This window comes from Arthrobacter sp. BE255 (genome assembly GCF_031457335.1).
Lineage (GTDB): Bacteria > Actinomycetota > Actinomycetes > Actinomycetales > Micrococcaceae > Arthrobacter.
In genome coordinates this window covers 645,658-663,571 of sequence record NZ_JAVDWK010000001.1, presented here as the reverse complement: position 1 = coordinate 663,571, position 17,914 = coordinate 645,658, and the positions used below count along the sequence as shown (strand labels likewise).

Annotated in this window: 16 protein-coding genes and 2 tRNA genes; 3 read left to right on the top strand and 15 right to left on the bottom strand. The window is 66.6% G+C overall.

The window, feature by feature from the left end:
- From murA to leuC, 3 genes are all read right to left on the bottom strand, one after another.
- A complete protein-coding gene (murA, locus tag J2X42_RS03075) occupies positions 1 to 1,326 on the bottom strand; it encodes a UDP-N-acetylglucosamine 1-carboxyvinyltransferase (protein WP_131131769.1) in 1,326 nt (441 codons plus the stop codon).
- 215 nt (positions 1,327 to 1,541) lie between these two features.
- A complete protein-coding gene (gene leuD, locus J2X42_RS03070; protein WP_310161999.1) occupies positions 1,542 to 2,144 on the bottom strand; it encodes a 3-isopropylmalate dehydratase small subunit in 603 nt (200 codons plus the stop codon).
- A 9-nt stretch (positions 2,145 to 2,153) separates the two neighbouring features.
- On the bottom strand, positions 2,154 to 3,608 hold the full coding sequence (gene leuC, locus J2X42_RS03065; protein ID WP_310161998.1) for a 3-isopropylmalate dehydratase large subunit: 1,455 nt from the start codon (positions 3,606 to 3,608) through the stop codon (positions 2,154 to 2,156).
- Between the two features lie 113 nt (positions 3,609 to 3,721).
- On the opposite strand from leuC, the gene J2X42_RS03060 reads away from it, so the two are divergent.
- Both J2X42_RS03060 and J2X42_RS03055 read left to right on the top strand, forming a co-directional pair.
- On the top strand, positions 3,722 to 4,441 hold the full coding sequence (locus J2X42_RS03060) for an IclR family transcriptional regulator (RefSeq protein ID WP_066292257.1): 720 nt from the start codon (positions 3,722 to 3,724) through the stop codon (positions 4,439 to 4,441).
- A 46-nt stretch (positions 4,442 to 4,487) separates the two neighbouring features.
- A complete protein-coding gene (locus J2X42_RS03055) occupies positions 4,488 to 5,027 on the top strand; it encodes a DUF1697 domain-containing protein (RefSeq protein WP_310161995.1) in 540 nt (179 codons plus the stop codon).
- A gap of 56 nt (positions 5,028 to 5,083) precedes the next feature.
- On the opposite strand, the gene J2X42_RS03050 is transcribed toward J2X42_RS03055, so the two are convergent.
- The 8 genes from J2X42_RS03050 to J2X42_RS03015 form a co-directional block, all read right to left on the bottom strand.
- Positions 5,084 to 6,700 (bottom strand): GTPase, encoded by a 1,617-nt coding sequence (locus J2X42_RS03050; RefSeq protein ID WP_310161993.1) that lies wholly within the window; start codon positions 6,698 to 6,700, stop codon positions 5,084 to 5,086.
- The gene (locus J2X42_RS03045; protein ID WP_396134007.1) at positions 6,697 to 8,481 is read right to left on the bottom strand and encodes a dynamin family protein; all 1,785 of its coding nucleotides are present in this window, start codon (positions 8,479 to 8,481) and stop codon (positions 6,697 to 6,699) included. The genes J2X42_RS03050 and J2X42_RS03045 overlap by 4 nt, the downstream gene beginning before the upstream one ends.
- A gap of 93 nt (positions 8,482 to 8,574) precedes the next feature.
- Positions 8,575 to 8,647: transfer RNA gene (locus J2X42_RS03040), tRNA-Glu, on the bottom strand.
- 131 nt (positions 8,648 to 8,778) lie between these two features.
- Positions 8,779 to 8,850 (bottom strand) — tRNA-Gln (locus J2X42_RS03035).
- A 152-nt stretch (positions 8,851 to 9,002) separates the two neighbouring features.
- Positions 9,003 to 9,740: an HAD family hydrolase gene (locus J2X42_RS03030; protein ID WP_310161992.1), complete on the bottom strand. Its 738-nt coding sequence runs from the start codon at positions 9,738 to 9,740 to the stop codon at positions 9,003 to 9,005.
- Positions 9,740 to 11,254, bottom strand: a complete 1,515-nt coding sequence (gene gltX, locus J2X42_RS03025; protein WP_310161990.1) for a glutamate--tRNA ligase — start codon at positions 11,252 to 11,254, stop codon at positions 9,740 to 9,742. The genes J2X42_RS03030 and gltX overlap by 1 nt, the downstream gene beginning before the upstream one ends.
- A gap of 57 nt (positions 11,255 to 11,311) precedes the next feature.
- Positions 11,312 to 12,088 (bottom strand): fumarylacetoacetate hydrolase family protein, encoded by a 777-nt coding sequence (locus tag J2X42_RS03020; RefSeq protein WP_131131761.1) that lies wholly within the window; start codon positions 12,086 to 12,088, stop codon positions 11,312 to 11,314.
- A 41-nt stretch (positions 12,089 to 12,129) separates the two neighbouring features.
- Positions 12,130 to 12,930, bottom strand: a complete 801-nt coding sequence (locus J2X42_RS03015) for an MBL fold metallo-hydrolase (RefSeq protein WP_310161988.1) — start codon at positions 12,928 to 12,930, stop codon at positions 12,130 to 12,132.
- A gap of 119 nt (positions 12,931 to 13,049) precedes the next feature.
- Here J2X42_RS03015 and J2X42_RS03010 point away from each other — a divergent pair, with 119 nt between their 5' ends.
- Positions 13,050 to 13,646: a hypothetical protein gene (locus J2X42_RS03010; protein ID WP_310161986.1), complete on the top strand. Its 597-nt coding sequence runs from the start codon at positions 13,050 to 13,052 to the stop codon at positions 13,644 to 13,646.
- Between the two features lie 123 nt (positions 13,647 to 13,769).
- On the opposite strand, the gene J2X42_RS03005 is transcribed toward J2X42_RS03010, so the two are convergent.
- The 4 genes from J2X42_RS03005 to J2X42_RS02990 all read right to left on the bottom strand — a co-directional run bounded on the left by J2X42_RS03005 (position 13,770) and on the right by J2X42_RS02990 (position 17,769).
- Entirely contained in the window at positions 13,770 to 14,882 is a 1,113-nt protein-coding gene (locus J2X42_RS03005; RefSeq protein WP_310161983.1) for a branched-chain amino acid aminotransferase, read from the bottom strand.
- 111 nt (positions 14,883 to 14,993) lie between these two features.
- Positions 14,994 to 16,046, bottom strand: coding sequence for a 3-isopropylmalate dehydrogenase (locus J2X42_RS03000; RefSeq protein WP_310161981.1), 1,053 nt, complete (start codon positions 16,044 to 16,046; stop codon positions 14,994 to 14,996).
- Between the two features lie 47 nt (positions 16,047 to 16,093).
- Complete coding sequence (locus J2X42_RS02995) at positions 16,094 to 16,834, bottom strand: class F sortase (RefSeq protein WP_310161980.1); 741 nt, start codon at positions 16,832 to 16,834, stop codon at positions 16,094 to 16,096.
- A gap of 119 nt (positions 16,835 to 16,953) precedes the next feature.
- Positions 16,954 to 17,769 (bottom strand): hypothetical protein, encoded by an 816-nt coding sequence (locus tag J2X42_RS02990; protein ID WP_310161978.1) that lies wholly within the window; start codon positions 17,767 to 17,769, stop codon positions 16,954 to 16,956.
- Positions 17,770 to 17,914 lie beyond the last annotated feature (145 nt).

The window sequence follows — 17,914 nt, the reverse complement described above, 5'->3', positions numbered from 1 at the left end:
CTACTTTGCCGTGGTGATGTCGAAATCGGCGCCGAGGCCTGCCAGCTTTTCCGTGAACCGTTCGTAGCCGCGGTTGATGATATCGATCCCGGTCACGCGGGACGTGCCGGTGGCCGCGAGGGCCGCGATGAGGTGGCTGAAGCCGCCGCGGAGGTCCGGGACGTCAATGTCGGTGCCCTTGAGCTGGGTGGGTCCGGAGATGACGGCGGAATGGAGGAAGTTGCGCTGGCCGAAACGGCACGGCACGCTGCCCAGGCATTCGCGGTGCACCTGGATGCTGGCTCCCATCCGGATCAGCGCGTCGGTGAAGCCGAAGCGGTTCTCGTAGACGGTCTCGTGCACAATCGACACGCCTTCAGCCTGGGTGAGGGCCACCACGAGCGGCTGCTGCCAGTCGGTCATGAAGCCGGGGTGCACGTCGGTTTCAAGTACCAGCGGGTTGAGCTTGCCGCCCCGGTGGTAGAAGCGGATGCCGTCCTCGCCGATGTCCATGCCACCGCCCACCTTCCGGTAGGTGTTGAGGAAGGTCATCATGTCGCGCTGCGAGGCACCTTCAACAAAGATGTCACCGCGGGTTACGAGCGCCGCCGATGCCCACGACGCCGATTCGTTGCGGTCCGAGAGCGCGCGGTGGTTGTAGCCGCCGAGGTCGCGGACACCTTCGATGCGGATGGTGCGGTCCGTCTGGACGCTGATGATGGCGCCCATCTTCTGCAGCACGGCGATGAGGTCGATGATTTCCGGTTCCGTGGCAGCACCTGAGAGCTCGGTGATGCCTTCGGCCCGGGTAGCACTCAGCAGGACCTGCTCGGTGGCTCCCACGGAGGGATAGGGCAGGGAGATCTTGGCCCCGTGCAGTCCCTTGGGCGCGGAGATGTGGATACCGCCGGGGCGTTTTTCCACGACCGCACCGAACTGGCGCAGCACGTTGAGGTGGTAGTCGATGGGCCGGTCGCCGATTTTGCAGCCGCCGAGGTCAGGAATGAAGGCCTCGCCGATGGCGTGGATCAGCGGTCCGCAGAGCAGGATCGGAATCCTGGAGTCGCCGGCGTGGGCGTCGATGGCGGTGCTGGGGGCGGTCTTGGCCGCCTTGGGATCGAGCGTCAGGTCACCGTTGACGGGATCCTTCGCCACGGTCACCCCGTGCAGCTGCAGGAGGGAGGTGACGACCTCCACGTCCTTGATCTCCGGAACGTTCCGCAACACCGAGGGTTCGTTGCCCAGCAACGCCGCCACCATGGCCTTGGGGACAAGATTCTTGGCCCCGCGGACGGTGACGCGGCCTGTAAGCGGGACTCCGCCGCGGATTGTCAGAACACTACTCATATACCGGTTTCCTTACGATTACTCGCCCCCAAGTCCTTGCAAAGGCTCCAGCTAAGCATAGGAGGTCGCGTTACCGAACCGAAATACGGCGTGCCCGGCGCCGTTCTTTGCTTGGTCCGTCCTGCCCGTCACGACAGAAGCAACGCGGGGTCATTTAAAGCCCCTCCCAGGGCTTGGGATGGGCAGTAAATGACCCCGCGTTGCCTTAGCTGGCCTTAGGAAAGCCGGGCCGGGAGAGTCTTCGGCTTGAAGGCGGGGCGGGTGGCCTCGTAGGCGGTGATGTCCTCTTCGTGCTGGAGCGTCAGGCCGATGTCGTCGAGGCCTTCGAGCAGGCGCCAGCGGGTGTAATCGTCGATCTCGAACGGTGCCACGATGTTGCCGCAGACCACTGTCTTGGACAGCAGGTCAACGGTGACTTCGGTGCCGGGGGCGTTCTCGAGCTCTTTCCAGATCAGCTCGATGTCGTCCTGGGCCAGTTCGGCTGCCAGCAGGCCCTGCTTGCCGGAGTTGCCGCGGAAGATGTCGGCGAACCGGGAGGACAGGACGGTTTTGAAGCCGTAGTCCTTCAGCGCCCAGACGGCGTGCTCGCGGGACGATCCGGTGCCGAAGTCCGGCCCGGCGACCAGGACGGAACCGGCGTTGAACGGCGCCTGGTTCAGGATGAAGGAGGGGTCCTTGCGCCAGGCGGAGAAGAGCGCGTCCTCAAAGCCGGTCCGGGTGATCCGCTTGAGGTAGACGGCCGGAATGATCTGGTCCGTGTCAACGTTGCTCTGGCGCAGCGGGACGCCGATGCCCGTGTGGGTGGTGAATTTTTCCATGGCGGTCTCCTAGGCTGCGTCGATGCGGATGGCGGCGGATTCTGGGGCCGGGTCAAGGTCCGACGGCGAGCTCAGGGTGCCGCGGATGGCCGTGGCTGCTGCCACCACCGGCGAGACGAGGTGAGTGCGGCCGCCCTTGCCCTGGCGGCCCTCGAAGTTCCGGTTCGAGGTTGAGGCGCAGCGCTCCCCCACCTCCAGCTGGTCCGGGTTCATGCCGAGGCACATGGAGCAGCCGGCGAAGCGCCACTCGGCGCCGAAGTCCTTAAAGACCTTGTCGAGGCCCTCGGCCTCGGCCTCCAGCCGGACGCGCGCCGAACCGGGAACCACCAGCATGCGGATGTTCGGGTCTTTCTGGCGGCCGCGGACGATGTCGGCGGCGGCGCGCAGGTCCTCCATCCGCGAATTCGTGCAGGAGCCCAGGAAGACGGTGTCCACCCGGATGTCCTTCATCGGCGTACCGGCGGTCAGGCCCATGTACTGCAGGGCGCGCTCTGCGGCAGCCTTGGCGTTCTCGTCACCGAAGTCCTCCGGGGACGGAACCGAGGACGAAAGCGAAACGCCCTGGCCCGGGTTGGTCCCCCAGGTGACGAACGGCTCGAGGGTGTCGGCGTCCAGGTCCACTTCGACGTCGAAGGCCGCGTCGTCGTCGGTGCGCAGGGTGTTCCAGTACTCGACGGCGGCGTCCCACTCTGCGCCCTGCGGGGCGTGCGGGCGGCCATGCATGTAGTCGTAGGTGGTCTGGTCCGGCGCGACGAGGCCGGCACGGGCCCCGGCTTCGATGGACATGTTGCAGATGGTCATCCGCGCATCCATGGACAGTGCCCTGATGGCTGAGCCGCGGTATTCCAGGACGTAGCCCTGGCCGCCGCCGGTGCCGATCTTGGCGATTACGGCAAGGATGATGTCCTTGGCTGTCACGCCCGGACGCAGTGTGCCCTCGACGTTGATGGCCATGGTCTTGAACGGCTTCAGCGACAGGGTCTGCGTGGCCATGACATGCTCCACCTCGGACGTGCCGATGCCCATTGCGAGGGCGCCGAACGCCCCGTGCGTGGAGGTGTGCGAGTCGCCGCAGACCACGGTCATGCCGGGCTGGGTCAGGCCCAGCTGCGGACCGACGACGTGGACGATGCCCTGTTCGGCGTCTCCGAGCGAATGCAGCCGGACGCCGAATTCCGCGCAGTTGTTCCGCAGCGTCTGGATCTGGGTGCGGCTGGTCAGGTCGGCGATGGGCTTGTCGATGTCCAGCGTGGGAGTGTTATGGTCCTCGGTGGCAATAGTGAGGTCCGGACGCCGCAGCTTCCGCCCCGCCAGCCGCAGGCCCTCAAATGCCTGCGGTGAGGTCACCTCATGGACCAGATGCAGGTCGATGAAGAGAAGGTCGGGCTGGGCGTTGGCTCCTTCGCCGTCGCCTTTGCGCACCACGTGCGCGTCCCAGACTTTCTCGGCCAGTGTCTTTGCCACGGCCATCTCCCTTCACTGCTGTTTGGCTGTTAAGCTCCACTGAATCAGGGCGGCCGGGCAAATCGCCAGCCGAAACATTTGCATCTCAGATAATGAGACGGCAATATCATTACATGGACAATTCTAGTGGAGTCGGTGTCATTGATAAAGCGGCCCATGTGCTTGACGCACTTGAGGCCGGACCCACCACCCTGGCGCAGCTTGTAGCTGCCACAGGGCTCGCCCGGCCCACTGTCCACAGGCTTGCCCTGGCACTGGTCCACCACAGGCTGGTCAGCCGCGATATCCAAGGCCGGTTCGTGCTGGGCAGCAGGCTCGTTGAGCTGGCCTCCGCCGCAGGCGAGGACCGCCTGATCGCCTCCGCAGGACCCGTCCTGATGCAGCTTCGCGACGCCACGGGCGAGAGCGCCCAGATCTTCCGCCGGCAGGGCGACTGGCGTGTCTGCGTTGCCTCCGCTGAGCGCCCCATCGGTCTCCGGGACACCATCCCGGTGGGTACCCAGCTTTCCATGAAGGCCGGCTCCGCCGCCCAGGTCCTGCTCGCATGGGAAGACCATGACCGCCTCCTCGAGGGCCTCCAGTCCGCGCGGTTTACGCCCACCGTGCTGGCAGGAGTCCGACGGCGGGGCTGGGGACAGAGCCTCGGTGAACGTGAACCGGGGGTCGCGTCCGTGTCCGCGCCGGTCCGCGGGCCGTCCGGCCGCGTCATTGCGGCAGTCTCCATTTCTGGCCCCATCGAGCGCCTGACCCGCCAGCCGGGCCGGCTGCACGCCGAAGTGGTCTGCAATGCAGGGCGGATCCTCACCGAAGCGCTGCGCAAGAACAACGACTAGGACCTCCGTCCGCTCCCCGCAGTCCCGCCCCGGCTAGGCTGTCGGCATGAACAGCTATGCAGTCTTCCTCCGCGGCATCAACGTGGGCGGGATCAACATCAAAATGGCGGACCTTAAGGCGGCGCTGGAATCCACGGGCTTCGACGGCGTCAAGACCCTGCTGGCCAGCGGCAACGTGGTGCTGGCCAGCGGGCTGGCCCCGGCCGCGGTGAAAAAGTCGTTCGAGGACTGCCTCCGGAAATCCTTCGGCTATGACGCCTGGGTGGTTGTCCTGACCGCACGGCGCGTGTCCGAGCTCGTGGACGCGTGCCCTTATCCGGACGACGACAAGTCGACCCACACCTACATCACCCTGGCGTCGGACACCGCCGCCCTGGATGAGCTGGACGCGGCCGGGGCGGCGCTCGAAGGATCGGAACAGAAACGGCTCGGTCCCGAGGCGCTGGCCTGGCTTGCGCCCGCCGGCGGCACCCTGGACAGCCCCTTCAGCAAGATCTCGTCCAAGGCAAAATACAAGGCGACGACCACCACGCGGAACCTCCGGACCATGATCAAAGTGCGCGACTCGGCGGCCTCCCTTTCGTAGCCGGCTGGTTGGCGAAGCGGCGGACCTGGCGCCTCAGGGCTCCTCCGGCAGGGTCCCTACTTTGCACCTGCCTTATCCAGTGCGGCATTAAAGGACCTGAGCCGGGCTACCTCCACTTCAACGGGTTCAACCACCAGCTCCGTGGCCACCGTCGCGACGGCGGCCCTGAGCCGCCTCCTGGCCCCAGCGGCCCGCGCACGGGCGGCCGCCGCCCCGATGAACTTCCCCGTCAGCGCCAGGAAAATTCCGAGCACCACTCCCCCGGCGATCATCAGGGTGGGGACCGGCCAGCCTTCAACCCGTGGCACGTCCGGGACGGGCAACTGCAGGTATCCCAGGCCGGCCAGCACTCCGAGCCAACCGAGGCCGCCGAGGACTGTCAGCAGCGCAAGCCACTGGACCAGGTTGAAGAGCGGCCACCACCAGGACTTCCTGGCCGCCGACAGGTCCGTACCGGCTATCGCCTGGTCCAGGGCGTCAGGGAGGCGTTCCCTGCCTTCGCGGGCAGCCCCGCGGATCGCGGCCCGCCACGGTCCCGGCGCGCCGTCGCTGGCGTCGTCGGCGAACTGACGGACGGCCGCATCCGTCCGGGCGCGTTCGGGAGCTCCGGCCGGGGGCAGTGATGTGCGGCTGAGCTCGGACGGAGACGAGCTGCGAAGATTCAGCCGCCGGAGCGGATCGGGCCTGAACTTCAGGAGCCAGCGCGTCACCGGCCATCCGGTGCGGCGGGCAGACTCCAGCCGGTAGGAGCGGTCCACGGCCCCTACGACCAGGGGCACGTTGGCGGCTGTGGCCAGCTCATCCGCAAGCCGTGCCTTTGAACCGGCCCTGACGCCGGCGGCGTCCCCGTCGCCCGAGACCTCCCGCAGCTGCCGGGATGCGCGCGCCACGTCGGCGGTGAGCCGCTGTGCGGAAGCCTGGCGCTGCAGGACCACGTGCCTGATGGCGGCCCTGACCCGGTCCACTCCCGAGCCGGTCACCGCCGAGGCGCCGATGACCTGGACGGTGCCCAGTCCGTCCCTGGCGAGGATTCCCTTCAGCGATTCCAGGACCGGCGGGATGTCCCGTTCGGGCAGCCTGTCGGTCTGGTTGAGCACCACAAGGGTGACGGCGCCGTGCGCTGCCAGCGGAGACAGGTAGTCGTTGTGCACGGCGGCATCGGCGTATTTCTGCGGGTCGAGTACCCAAACCAGGACATCCACCAGGCCGACCATCCGCTGGACGATGTCACGGTTGGCAGCCCTGGTGGAGTCGAAGTCAGGCAGGTCGAGAAGTATCAGCCCGGTTTCCTCGTCCGCGAAGCCGTCCACCGGCCCGGCGTGGTGCCGGCTGCGAACGTCGAGCCAGTCCAGCAACGGATCGCTGCCGTCCGCTCCCCAGACTCCCGCAAGGGGTTCCGTGGTGGTGGGCCGGCGGACAGCCGCCGTCGCGATCTCCGCGCCGCTGACGGCATTGAACAGGGATGATTTGCCGCTGCCGGTGGCGCCGAAAAAACCGACCACCGTGTGGTCCGCCGACAGGGAACGCCGGGACGTGGCGCGTTCCAGAAGCTGGAGCACCTCCTCCAGCACGTCCTCGGGCAGGACGCCGTCGGCGAGTTCGCGTGCATCGTTGAGTGCTTCAAGCCTGGCGTCCAGCTGCGACGACATCCGGGCGCCGCCGTGCCGGCTCATGCAGCGTCCGCAAGTCGCGCCAGGGCGGCCGCCTGGCCTGCCAGCACGCCAGGGTCCGTGGGCCCTTCAGGCAGCCTGTCAAGGAACTTGCGCTGCTCGGCCTGCAGCAGCCGCAGGCACCGCTGGTGGAGGTCCTCACGCGCCGTTTTGGCCAGCCGTCGGACCGCGTCCTCACCGAAGACCGCTTCCAGCAGTTTCTGGCCCACAACGGCGGTGCCGCCGGCCACGCCAACTTCCAGGCCGGTGAGGCCGGCGGTCATCGAAAACACCACAATCATCAGTGCCGCCCCCAGGCCATTGATCCCGAAGGACAACCACCTGGCCTGCGTCCGCTTCCCTTGGCCTTCGGTGCGGATCAGTTCCATCAGGCCTGCCTGCCACGCCCGGATCTCCGAGGCAACCGTGGCAGCAAAATCCGGGGCTGTCCCGGAAAGGTCCGCGGTTCCCAGCAATTGCCTGCCAGCGGGGTCCGCACGCCACCTCCGGTCGACGTCCTCGGCAGCGTTGGCGGCTTCATCGAGGATGACTGCCTGCAGCCCGGTTTCGATGGCAGCCTCAACCCTGACGGCGGGCGGAGGTTCGCCGCGGAAGAACGCGCCCGCCCGGTCGCGGAACCGTCCGATGCCCTGTTCAAGGTTGCGGAAGAACTCACCGGTGCCCACAAAGTCCTGCCAGCGGGCGAGCACCTCCCCGCGAAGCAGGGCCCCGTCCTTGGTTGCATCGAGGATGCGGCCCGCCGCTTGTTCGTAGGCAGCAACGGCGCTGGCCTGGAGCATTGCCCCGGCCTCCCGCTGCTCACCCTGTGCCCGCGCCATGCTGCCGATCCGGCCCGCCAGTGCTTTGATGCTTCCGTTCAGGGTCCGGCGGGCAATTTGTGACCGCCCCGGAGCGTCCGCGGCCAGGTTCTTCAGCCACGTCCGCAGCGGCTCCACTGCGGCCAACGGCAGCATGCCCAGGGGGTCAAGCTCAGCCTCCGCCACGAGGAACAGGCGGGCTGAACCCAGGCCCTCCCTGCTCAGCAGCGCCTGCAGGTCCGCGCTGACTTCCGCCTCCGCCCCCGCCGGTACCCGGTCCAGCACCACAGCCACCAGGATGTCGCGGGACGCGGCATCCAGGAGCAGCTTCCAGGGAACGGCGTCCGCATAACGGTTCGCCGTGGTGACGAACACCCACAGGTCCGCGGCGGCAAGCAACTGCCCGGCCAGCCTGCGGTTGTCATCGGCGATGGAGTCGACGTCGGGTGCATCGAGCAGTGCGATGCCCTGCGGAACGGCCCCGTCCGCGACCAGCACCAAGGACGAGATCGCGGCTGCGTCCGGCGTTGCGCCGGCGCTGCCGGCCGGGAGGGCTTCGGCGGACACGGCGCCCCTGATACGGCTGAGGCTGGGCAGGACGCGCTGCCCTTCGAACCAGCCGGCGTCCGCCGGATGGTGCAGCAGGATGGGCTGCCGCGTGGTGGGCCTGATGGCGCCCGTCCGGGTGACGGGGTGCCCTGCGAGGCCGTTCACGAGGGTCGACTTGCCTGCGCCGGTGGAACCCCCGACGACGGCAAGCAGGGGTGCGTCCAGGCTGCGGTACCGGGGCAGGATGTAGTCATCCAGCTGTGCGATGGCGTTCCGGACTTCGAGCCGGGTCTGTTCAACCCCCGGCGTGGACAACGGAAGGGTGACTCGGGACAGCTCCATGCGCACGGCCTCCAGCAGGTCAATCGCAGCTGGCGCGGCCGCTGGCGGGTCGTGCTGGCGCCGTGTTGGCTGCCCGGGCTCGTTATCGGTGGTCACAGCATCATCATGCCAGTTCAAGGGCGGGGCAGAGCCGGGAAGTGCCGGAAACGAAAAACGGCCCCGGGCTGATGCCCGGGACCGTTTCATCTGTGACCCCAGCGGGATTCGAACCCGCGTTACCGCCGTGAGAGGGCAGCGTACTAGGCCGCTATACGATGGGGCCATGTACTCTCCAGAACAGCATCTCTGCCGTTCAGGCTAAGTGAGTATTTCACACACTCAGCCAGTGTTTCAAATCGGCCGAACCGGTTTGAAACCCCCGATTTTCCGCGGAAATCCGTGGACTTATCAGAGCTGGGATACCAGGACTCGAACCTAGAATGACGGTACCAGAAACCGTAGTGTTGCCAATTACACCATATCCCAATGGAACTTTCGGGCCGGATCCGCAGGTCTAAACCAGCGCTCCCGGCGCCTCAGCACGAGTAATTACTTTACCCGAGACTTTTCCAGCGCACAAATCTGTCGGCCGTTAGGTGGGTCACACCGGCCTGCGGCGCCTTCCAATGGCTCCCACGTCAGGCCAATATCCCCGCCAGGGAGCTGACCTCGTAGCCGGCAAAGCCGTCCCGCGGCTCCCCTGCCCTGTTGAGCCAGACGCCCAACAGGCCGGCCGCCGTCGAACCTTCCGCATCCAGCATCCGGTTGTCGCCGACATACAGGGTGTCCGCGGGGCGGGTGCCCAGGAGGCGCACGCCCTCGAGGTAGATCGCCGGCTCCGGCTTGGCCACCCCAACGGTGTCGGTGCCGACCAGTCGCTTGATCCGGTCCAGCCCGGCGCCGTCAAGTTTGGCCCGCTGGTAATCATGGACGTTGTTGCTTACCGCGCCATAGGGAACACCGGCAGCATCCAGGGCGTCAAGCAGCGGTACAACGTCCTCGAACGCCCTGACGTAGCCCGGCTGGATACGCCCGTAGTTGGAGAGCCACTGGTGGGCCTCCTCGCCGTCGGCAAGCTCCACGCCGAAGTGCCCAAGGGCTGCGCGGCCGCGCAGCAGACGCTGGTCGTTGAAGGTGAGCTCACCGGCCAGGTAGCGGTCGTAATAGTGCGTGGTTTCGTGGGTGAAGATCCTGCCGAACCTCTCCCACCCGGTCTGGTCCAGGCCGGGCAGGAGGTGTTCGCTGACCTCGCGCAGGGCGGTGGTCATGGCGTATTCGAGATCCACCAGGGTGTCGTCTATGTCAAAGAGAATCCCCCTGATGGTCCCGAACGGAGTCTTCAGGGAACCGTCAGCCGGCTGGCCGGAATCCGTCATCAGCCGCGGAAGGTGCGGAGGCGGGCAAGGGAGGAGTCCTTGCCAAGGATGACCATCGACTCGAACAGCGGCGGCGAGATCCGGCGCCCGGAGATCGCCGTGCGGACGGGACCGAAGGCCAGCCGCGGCTTGATGCCGAGGTCCTCCACGAGGGCCTGCTTCAGGGCCGCCTGGATGTTCTCCGGGTTCCAGTCCTGGACGGGTTCCAGCGCCGCCATGGCAGCGTCGAGGACCTCGGTGAGGTTCCCGGGCAGGCCCTTCCGGGCGTCATCGGCAACATCGATGGCGTCGTCGGACTTGAAGAGGAAGCCCAGCATTTCGGGCGCCTCTCCGAGCAGCGTGATGCGCTCCTGGATCAGCGGCGCGGCTTCTGTGAGGATTTCCTCCTGGCGGGCCGTGAGGGTCTCCCCCACGAATCCGGCTGACTGCAGGTACGGGACGAGCCGGTTCCGGAAGTCTTCCGGGTTGAGCAGGCGGATGTGCGTGCCGTTGATGGCCTCCGCCTTCTTGATGTCGAACCGCGCCGGGTTCGCCAGGACGTCCTTGACGTCGAAGAATTCGATCAGCTGGTCCACGGTGAAGATGTCCTCATCGGCGGACAGGCTCCAGCCCAGCAGCGAGAGGTAGTTCAGCAGGCCTTCGGGGATGAACCCGCGGTCGCGCAGCAGGAACAGGTTGGACTGCGGGTCACGCTTGGACAGCTTTTTGTTGCCCTCCCCCATCACGTACGGGAGGTGGCCAAAGAGCGGCAGGTAGCTGGCGACGCCGATCTCCATGAGGTAGCGGATCAGCACAACCTGGCGGGGGGTGGAGGAGAGGAGGTCCTCGCCGCGCAGCACGTGGGTGATCCCCATCAGGGCGTCGTCCACGGGGTTTACCAGCGTGTACAGCGGCGAGCCGTCGGCACGGACGATCACGTAGTCCGGGATGCTGCCGGCTTTGAAGGTGATGTCGCCGCGGACCAGGTCCGTGAAGACGACGTCCTCGTCGGGCATGCGGACGCGCAGCACGGGCTTGCGGCCCTCGGCCTTGAACGCGGCGAGCTGCTCGTCCGTGAGTTCGCGGTCAAAGTTGTCATAGCCGAGCTTCGGGTCCCGGCCGGCAGCCCGGTGGCGGGCCTCGACCTCCTCCGGCGACGAGTAGCACTCGTAGGCGAAACCGGCCTCGAGGAGCTTGGCGACAACGTCCTTGTAAAGGTCCAGCCGCTGCGACTGCCGGTACGGCTCGTGCGGACCACCGACCTCCACGCCCTCTTCCCAGGTGATCCCCAGCCACTTCAGGGCTTCCAGCAACTGCTGGTAGCTCTCTTCCGAGTCGCGCGCCGCGTCCGTATCCTCAATGCGGAACACAAACGTGCCCTTGGTGTGCTTGGCATGGGCCCAGTTGAACAGGGCGGTCCGGATCAGGCCCACGTGGGGTGTCCCGGTCGGTGACGGGCAGAACCGGACGCGTACCGGAGTATCGGCAGTGACGGTCGGGATGGAGGCAGCAGAGGACGCAGAAGCAGTAGTCATAGTGGCTCCAACTTTACCGCTTGCCGGAGGGTGCACCCGCCCGGATCGTGCGGGCCGTCAGCGGCGCACGATGGGGTTGGACAGGCGCCCGATCCCTTCGATCTCCACTTCAAAGCGGTCGCCGGCCTGCACCAGGCCCACGCCGGCAGGCGTTCCGGTCATGATGACGTCGCCGGGCAGCAGAGTAAATGCCTGCGACACGATGGACACGAGTTCGCGGACGCCGCGGATCATCTGGCTGGTGCTGCCGTCCTGCCGCAGCTCGCCGTTGAGCCGGCCCTGGATCTGGAGATCCTCGGTGTCGAGTTCCGTCTCGATCCACGGTCCCAGGGGCGCTGAGGTGTCGAAGCCCTTGGCCCGGGCCCACTGGAGGTCCGTTTTCTGGACGTCGCGGGCGGTGAGGTCGTTGCCGCAGGTGTAGCCGAAGATGACGTCGTCGACGCGTTCTTCCGGAACGTCCTTGCAGATCCGGCCGATGACCACGCACAGCTCGGCCTCGAAGGAGACTTCTTCGGAGAATTCGGGCAGCACGATGGGGTCGTTCGGGCCCACCACGGAGGTGTTGGGCTTCAGGAACAGCAGGGGCTGGGCGGGTACTTCGTTGCCGAGTTCGTGGGCGTGCTCCACGAAGTTGCGGCCGACGCCGATTACCTTGCTGCGGGGAATGATCGGCGCGAGCAAGCGGACGTCTTCGAGCTTGTGGTGGACCGCCGTGCGCTCCACGCCGTTGAAGAACGGGTCACCGTGGATGACAGTGATTTCCTCACTGCCCGGCTGGCCCTCCACAATGCCGTAGAGGGGATCAGAATCGACTACAAACCTGGCAATACGCATGGTTCCCAGCCTACAGTCTCCTGCCGCCACGCCTGGCGCCATCAGTCGTGCCCGGCGGCTCCACGAAGGTAGTTCAGCTGTGCTGCCACCGACATTTCGGCAGCGCGCCGGACGGAATGCCCGACGTCGGCATACACGGCGTCAGTGACGTCACCAACGGCGGCGTCCCGGCCCAGCCGGTCCAGTGCCGCCCGGATCTGGTCGAGCCGTTCGAGGCGGTGGTCACGGTAGGCACGGACGATCGCTTCCAGGGAAGGCAGCACCGGGCCGTGGGCGGGGAGGACCGTGGCGGCTCCAAGCGCCTCGAGCTTGTCCAGCGAAGCCAGGTAATCCCCGAGCGTCCCGTCCGGGAAGTCCAGCATGGTGGTGCCGCGGCCCAGGATGGTATCGCCGGTCAGCACTGAGCCGTCCCCGCCGTCGTCGGGGAGGTGGAAGCAGACCGAATCGGAGGTGTGCCCCGGCGTGGCCAGGACCCGGACTTCCAGTCCGGCCGCCCGGATCACCTCGCCGTCCTGCAAAGGCGCCCCGCCGCCATGGCAGTGGACCGGGTCGGCACCGCGGACAGGCGCACCGGTCAGCCGGTGCAGCCGGGCCGAACCGGCCGTGTGGTCCGCGTGCCGGTGCGTGACGAGGATCAGTTCCACGGGTCCGGCCCCGGCAAGGGACTGTAGATGGGTTTCGTCCAGCGGGCCGGGGTCCACCACCACCGCGGACGGGTTGCCGGCCGCCTGCAATACGTAGGAGTTGGTGCCGTCCAGGCTCATGGGTCCCGGGTTGGGGGCCAGGACGAACCGGGTCAGGGCTGAGCTGCGCTGCAGGAGGGGGCCGGGAGCTGAAGTCACCGTCCCATCTTTGCATCCTCCCCGCCACAGCCGCCGTCATGCCGGAATAGAACGCCACACGGGCGGGGTTGACCACCAGTGAAGCCCACTATCTCCTTCAGGAAGCCGGACCAGACATCATGAGCACCACAACCACCCTTGCCGATCTCCTCGCCGAAGCTGATTCTGCCGGCCACGACCACACTGCAACGGAGAGGGACAGCGGACTCCTGCACATCCACAACCACGCAACGGGCGGGATTGTCTGGTTCCCCACGTGGAAGAAGTTCCGCGAGACCGCCGATTGGCGCGAGGCGGTGGACGGCGTCGCCGAGGATTTCCGGGCGGCTTCAGCACCCGTCGAAGAGTGGGCGGCCACGTTCCTGGCCGACGACCTGGCCATACTCCTGAAACGCGCGGCTGCCTCCAGCGATGCAAACATTTTTGTCCAGGAGAACCTCGTCCACCACCTGACCCGGACCTGGGCTGTTGCCGACGCCGTCGCCACGGCGGCAGGAGCAGATCTGCCCACCGGAAGCACCCCGCCGCCCGTCTTCGCCGGCTACCCCTATGACGTGTATGCGCAGGACGGCGGCGTGTTCGCCACGACGCTGTGGAACGACGTCATCGATGCCCGCCGCAACCAGGCAATTGCGGACGAAGCCGCCCGCAAGGCGCTGAAACCGGTGTCCCGCAAGGCGCTCAAGAATGCTGCCCGCAAGGCCGCCCGGCGCTGATGCCCGGGGCCCGGTCCGCATCCTCCGGGGTTAAGGAACGACGGCGGCTGCCCGGCACCGTGCTCAAGCTTGGAGCAGGTGCCGGCCGGCCGCCGTCGTAATTCCTGTGCGTGTGATGCCTGCTTACGCCAGGCGGGTCAGCCAGCCGTGGGTATCCGGGACCGTGCCGGTCTGGATGCCCAGCAGCTGCTCGCGGATGGCCATGGTGGTCTCCCCCGCTTTGGCGTCCTCGGAGCCGATGAATTCCGTGGCGTCCTTGAGCACGCCGATGGGGGTGATCACGGCTGCCGTGCCGCAGGCGAACACCTCGGTGATGTCGCCGGAGGCAACGCCGTCGCGCCATTCGTCCAGGGTGATCTTGCGTTCGGTGACTTCGCGGCCCATGTCCTTGGCCACCTGGATGACGGACATCCGGGTGATGCCTTCCAGGATGGTCCCCGTCAGCGCGGGTGTGACCAGCGAACCGTCCTTCATCACGAAGAAGACGTTCATGCCGCCGAGCTCTTCAATGGCGTTGTCGTTGAACTGGTCCAGGAAGAGAACCTGCTTGCAGCCGTTGGCTTCGGCCTCCTGCTGGGCGATCAGCGAGGCCGCGTAGTTGCCGCCGCACTTGGCGGCACCGGTTCCGCCGCGGCCTGCGCGGGCGTATTCACGCGAGATCCAGATGGAGACGGGCTTCAGCTCGCCGCCGAAGTAGTTGCCGGCCGGCGAGGCGATGACCCGGAAGGACACCTCGCGTGCTGCGCGGACACCCAGGAATGCCTCGGTGGCGATCATGAAGGGGCGCAGGTAAAGCGCTTCGCCGTCGCCGCCGGGAACCCATTCCTTGTCCGCGGCCACGAGTTCACGGATGGCGCCGAGGAAGTAGTCCGCCGGAAGCTCCGGCAGGGCCAGCCGGCGGGCGGAACTGTTCAGCCGGGCAGCGTTGGCTTCCGGACGGAACGTCCAGACGGAACCATCGGCGTGGCGGTAGGCCTTGAGTCCTTCGAAGATCTCCTGGCCGTAGTGCAGCACGGCCGCCGACGGGTCGAGGCTGATGGGTCCGTAGGCTTCAACGCGTGCGTTGCGCCAGCCGCCGTTGCCGCTCTCGTCGACGCTGTAGTCGACGACGGCGGTGTGGTCGGTGAAGTAGTTGCCGAAACCCGGGTTGGCCAGGATGGCTGCACGCTCTTCAGCTGACTTCGGGGTTGCCGAGGGCTGCTGGTTGAATTCGACGCCATGGGCAGTCTGAGTCATGGTTCCTCCACGATCGGCTGCCCGTGGACGTGGTTCATCCTTGAACCTCAGGGCAGCATTTGGTGATTCGAAACTAGCTTACGCCGGTTAACCGAGTCTCAAGAGCACGGCCTAGAGCGCTGCGGCGATGGCATCCCCGATGGCACTGGTGGTGCGGGAGCCGCCGTCGCGGTTTTCAACGTCGGTGATGACCGCCGCTTCGATCTTCCGGGCCGCTTCGGTGTAGCCGAGGTGGTCCAGCAGGAGGGCAGCCGACAGGATGGCGGCAGTGGGATCCGCCTTCTGCTGGCCTGCGATGTCCGGGGCAGAGCCGTGGACGGGCTCGAACATGGACGGAGCGGTGCGGTCCATGTTGATGTTGCCCGAGGCGGCCAGCCCGATGCCGCCGGTGATGGCCGCGGCAAGGTCGGTCAGGATGTCGCCGAACAGGTTGTCTGTGACAATGACGTCAAAGCGTGAGGGGTCGGTGACCATGAAGATCGTGGCGGCGTCGACGTGGAGGTAGTCGTGGGTGACCTCCGGGAACTCCTTGGCCACGGCCTCGACGGTCCGCTTCCACAGGTGGCCGGCGAAGACCAGGACGTTGTGCTTGTGGACGAGGGTGACATGCTTGCGTTCCCGTGCGCTTGCGCGGCGGAAAGCATCCCTGACCACGCGCTCTACGCCGTGTGCGGTGTTCAGTGAGACCTCGGTGGCCACTTCGTGCGGCGTGCCGCCCCGCAGCGTGCCGCCGTTGCCGACGTAGGGTCCTTCGGTCCCTTCACGGACGACGATGAAATCGATCGTTCCGGGGTTGGCCAGCGGGCTGCCTACTGTGCCAAAGAGCCGGGACGGCCGCAGGTTGACGTAGTGGTCCAGGCTGAAGCGGAGCTTGAGCAGCATCTCCCGTTCGATGATGCCGGACGGGATTCTGGTGTCGCCCGGGGCAGCACCCACAGCGCCGAAGAGGATCGCGTCGCGCGTCCGCAGGTCCTCGAGGACTTCGTCCGGAAGGGTCTCGCCGGTGGCCAGCCAGTGCTCGGCGCCGAGCTTGTAGTGGTGCTGCTCGAGGTCAACGCCTTCGGCAGCGACGGCCTTTTCGAGGACCTTCAGTGCCTCGGCAATGACCTCGGGGCCAATGCCGTCACCGGGAATGACAGCGAGATTAATGGTGGATGCGCTCATGGTCCAAGAATATTTAGGGGATCCGCATGCCGGACAATCAGTCTCAGCTATTGAGACGCAGCGTCTGGTGAGGCGACCACCACCACGTTGGTTCCCCAGAAGTCATCGGTATAGCAGGAAATAAGGACCAGCCTGTTAGGTACTACCTGCCAGATGGGGCTGTCCTTCAGGCCCGACTTAGCGTAAGTAGTGACCGAATCCACGCGGTAGGCGACTACCCCTGTGGAGGTTGTGACGGTCAGCCGGTCACCGGGCGCCGCCCTGGTGCTCAGCCCGTTAAACGGCGCGTCCTGGTCCACCCAGCTGTGGCCGGCCACGTACGTGGTGTTGACCGAGCCGGCTCCCGGCACCCCGAAAGGTGTCAGCCAGTAGCCGTCCATGGTGGGCGGCGGCACGATCGTCTGGGAAGCCTGGTCGGCGCCTGTGGGTTCGAGCGGATGGATGACCACGTCGATCCCAGCAGCCGGGTATACGAGCCTTTGGGGCGGCGCCGCCGGCGGTCCGGCGGGAAGCGGCGGCAGGAAACCGGAGGCCTGCGGTTCCGTGGCGGTTGCGGACGGTTCCGCTGTAACAGCCGGAGCGTCAACCGGCGGACTTGCTGCCGTCTGGACCGGGCCTCCTCCGGGTCCTGCCAGCACCGGCAGCAACACCAGGATGACGCATCCCGCCACGATGCACATCGCCACGGCGAGCGTGATGCGGCTCAGGCCGGACAGGCGCCGCACGGGGCCGTCCGCGGGCAGCCCCGTGTCACTCCTGCCGGCTGCCGGCGGGGCGTTGTTCTCCATTGGCACCTCAGGCTTCTCCCACAAGGAGGATTGGGCGAACGGGCAAGCCGCCGTGCACTTTGCAGGCACGGCGCCTTGCCCGTGGTTCAGGCCGCAGCCCCGGGAGGGCGGCGCGGGCCTTACTCGCGGTGCTGGCCGGCGTGGCTTCCGCCGGCAGCCAGCTTCCTCCTCGCCGCGATGGCGGCACCAGCGATCAGCACGGCTGCCACACCACCAATCCAGGGAGCCAAAGCCTGCTCCCACGAATCAGCAACTGCCGTCTGGACATTAAAGCCCTGGTTTGCGGCTACGGCGCCTGCTCCCCCGCCCGCGGCGGCACCACTTGGTGTGGGCACAACAGCACCGGAAGGCGGTGTTGTCGGCGGAACTGTTGGCGGCACCGCTGCCGGGACGCAGCCGTTGTTGAACGTGGCCTGGCCTTCAGCCGTCCAGTTCTGGCCGTCCGGCACGATGCTTCCACTGTTCGGCGGGATGATGTCCTCGCTGAGCTGGTGGTTGGCGTTGGCGTGGCCGTTCAGGCCCTGCAGGGCGATGGTGATCACCTCAAACGGGTTCGTTTCCGAGCCTGTCGCGTGGCAGATGGTGATCTTCTTGTCGTTGTCCCCCGGCTGCGTGGGTGAGGGCGATGCAAAGGGTGTCACGCAGCCGGCATTCCAGATGCCGACCTTGTCCAAATTGGCGCCGCCGGGCAGCACGTCCCCGCCATTCTCAGGGATGATGTCTTCCTCGAGCTGGTGGTTGGAGTTTGCATGGCCGTGAAGACCGCTGAGGCTTATGGTGATCTGCTCATAGGGGTTGGTGCTTGAGCCCGTGGCGTGGCAAATGGTGATCATGTCGCCGCCGCCCGGTGATTCCGTTGGCGACGCGATAGCTGTCACCGAGGCACCCAGGACTGCGAGGCCTGTGACACCCAATGCGGCAAGGATCCGTTTCATTTCCGTCTCCATCAATTGTCTGGTCGAAACTGATCAGACTCAAGGGAAAACGGCGACCGCCCCAATATGACGGGTACAACGGCAAACAGACGGCATCAGGGCGACGGTTCTCCCAGATGTGAATCATCAGTTCGCTTACGGAAAC

What these genes read in the sequence shown, in the direction of transcription:
- J2X42_RS03060 (WP_066292257.1), top strand. Translation starts at nt 3,722, where the DNA reads ATGGACAATTCTAGTGGAGTCGGTGTCATTGATAAAGCGGCCCATGTG.
- J2X42_RS03030 (WP_310161992.1), bottom strand. Translation starts at nt 9,740, where the DNA reads ATGACGGATTCCGGCCAGCCGGCTGACGGTTCCCTGAAGACTCCGTTC.
- J2X42_RS03000 (WP_310161981.1), bottom strand. Translation starts at nt 16,046, where the DNA reads ATGAGCGCATCCACCATTAATCTCGCTGTCATTCCCGGTGACGGCATT.
- J2X42_RS02995 (WP_310161980.1), bottom strand. Translation starts at nt 16,834, where the DNA reads ATGGAGAACAACGCCCCGCCGGCAGCCGGCAGGAGTGACACGGGGCTG.
- J2X42_RS03055 (WP_310161995.1), top strand. Translation starts at nt 4,488, where the DNA reads ATGAACAGCTATGCAGTCTTCCTCCGCGGCATCAACGTGGGCGGGATC.
- gltX (WP_310161990.1), bottom strand. Translation starts at nt 11,254, where the DNA reads ATGACTACTGCTTCTGCGTCCTCTGCTGCCTCCATCCCGACCGTCACT.
- leuD (WP_310161999.1), bottom strand. Translation starts at nt 2,144, where the DNA reads ATGGAAAAATTCACCACCCACACGGGCATCGGCGTCCCGCTGCGCCAG.
- murA (WP_131131769.1), bottom strand. Translation starts at nt 1,326, where the DNA reads ATGAGTAGTGTTCTGACAATCCGCGGCGGAGTCCCGCTTACAGGCCGC.
- J2X42_RS03010 (WP_310161986.1), top strand. Translation starts at nt 13,050, where the DNA reads ATGAGCACCACAACCACCCTTGCCGATCTCCTCGCCGAAGCTGATTCT.
- J2X42_RS03005 (WP_310161983.1), bottom strand. Translation starts at nt 14,882, where the DNA reads ATGACTCAGACTGCCCATGGCGTCGAATTCAACCAGCAGCCCTCGGCA.
- J2X42_RS03050 (WP_310161993.1), bottom strand. Translation starts at nt 6,700, where the DNA reads ATGAGCCGGCACGGCGGCGCCCGGATGTCGTCGCAGCTGGACGCCAGG.
- J2X42_RS03020 (WP_131131761.1), bottom strand. Translation starts at nt 12,088, where the DNA reads ATGCGTATTGCCAGGTTTGTAGTCGATTCTGATCCCCTCTACGGCATT.
- J2X42_RS02990 (WP_310161978.1), bottom strand. Translation starts at nt 17,769, where the DNA reads ATGAAACGGATCCTTGCCGCATTGGGTGTCACAGGCCTCGCAGTCCTG.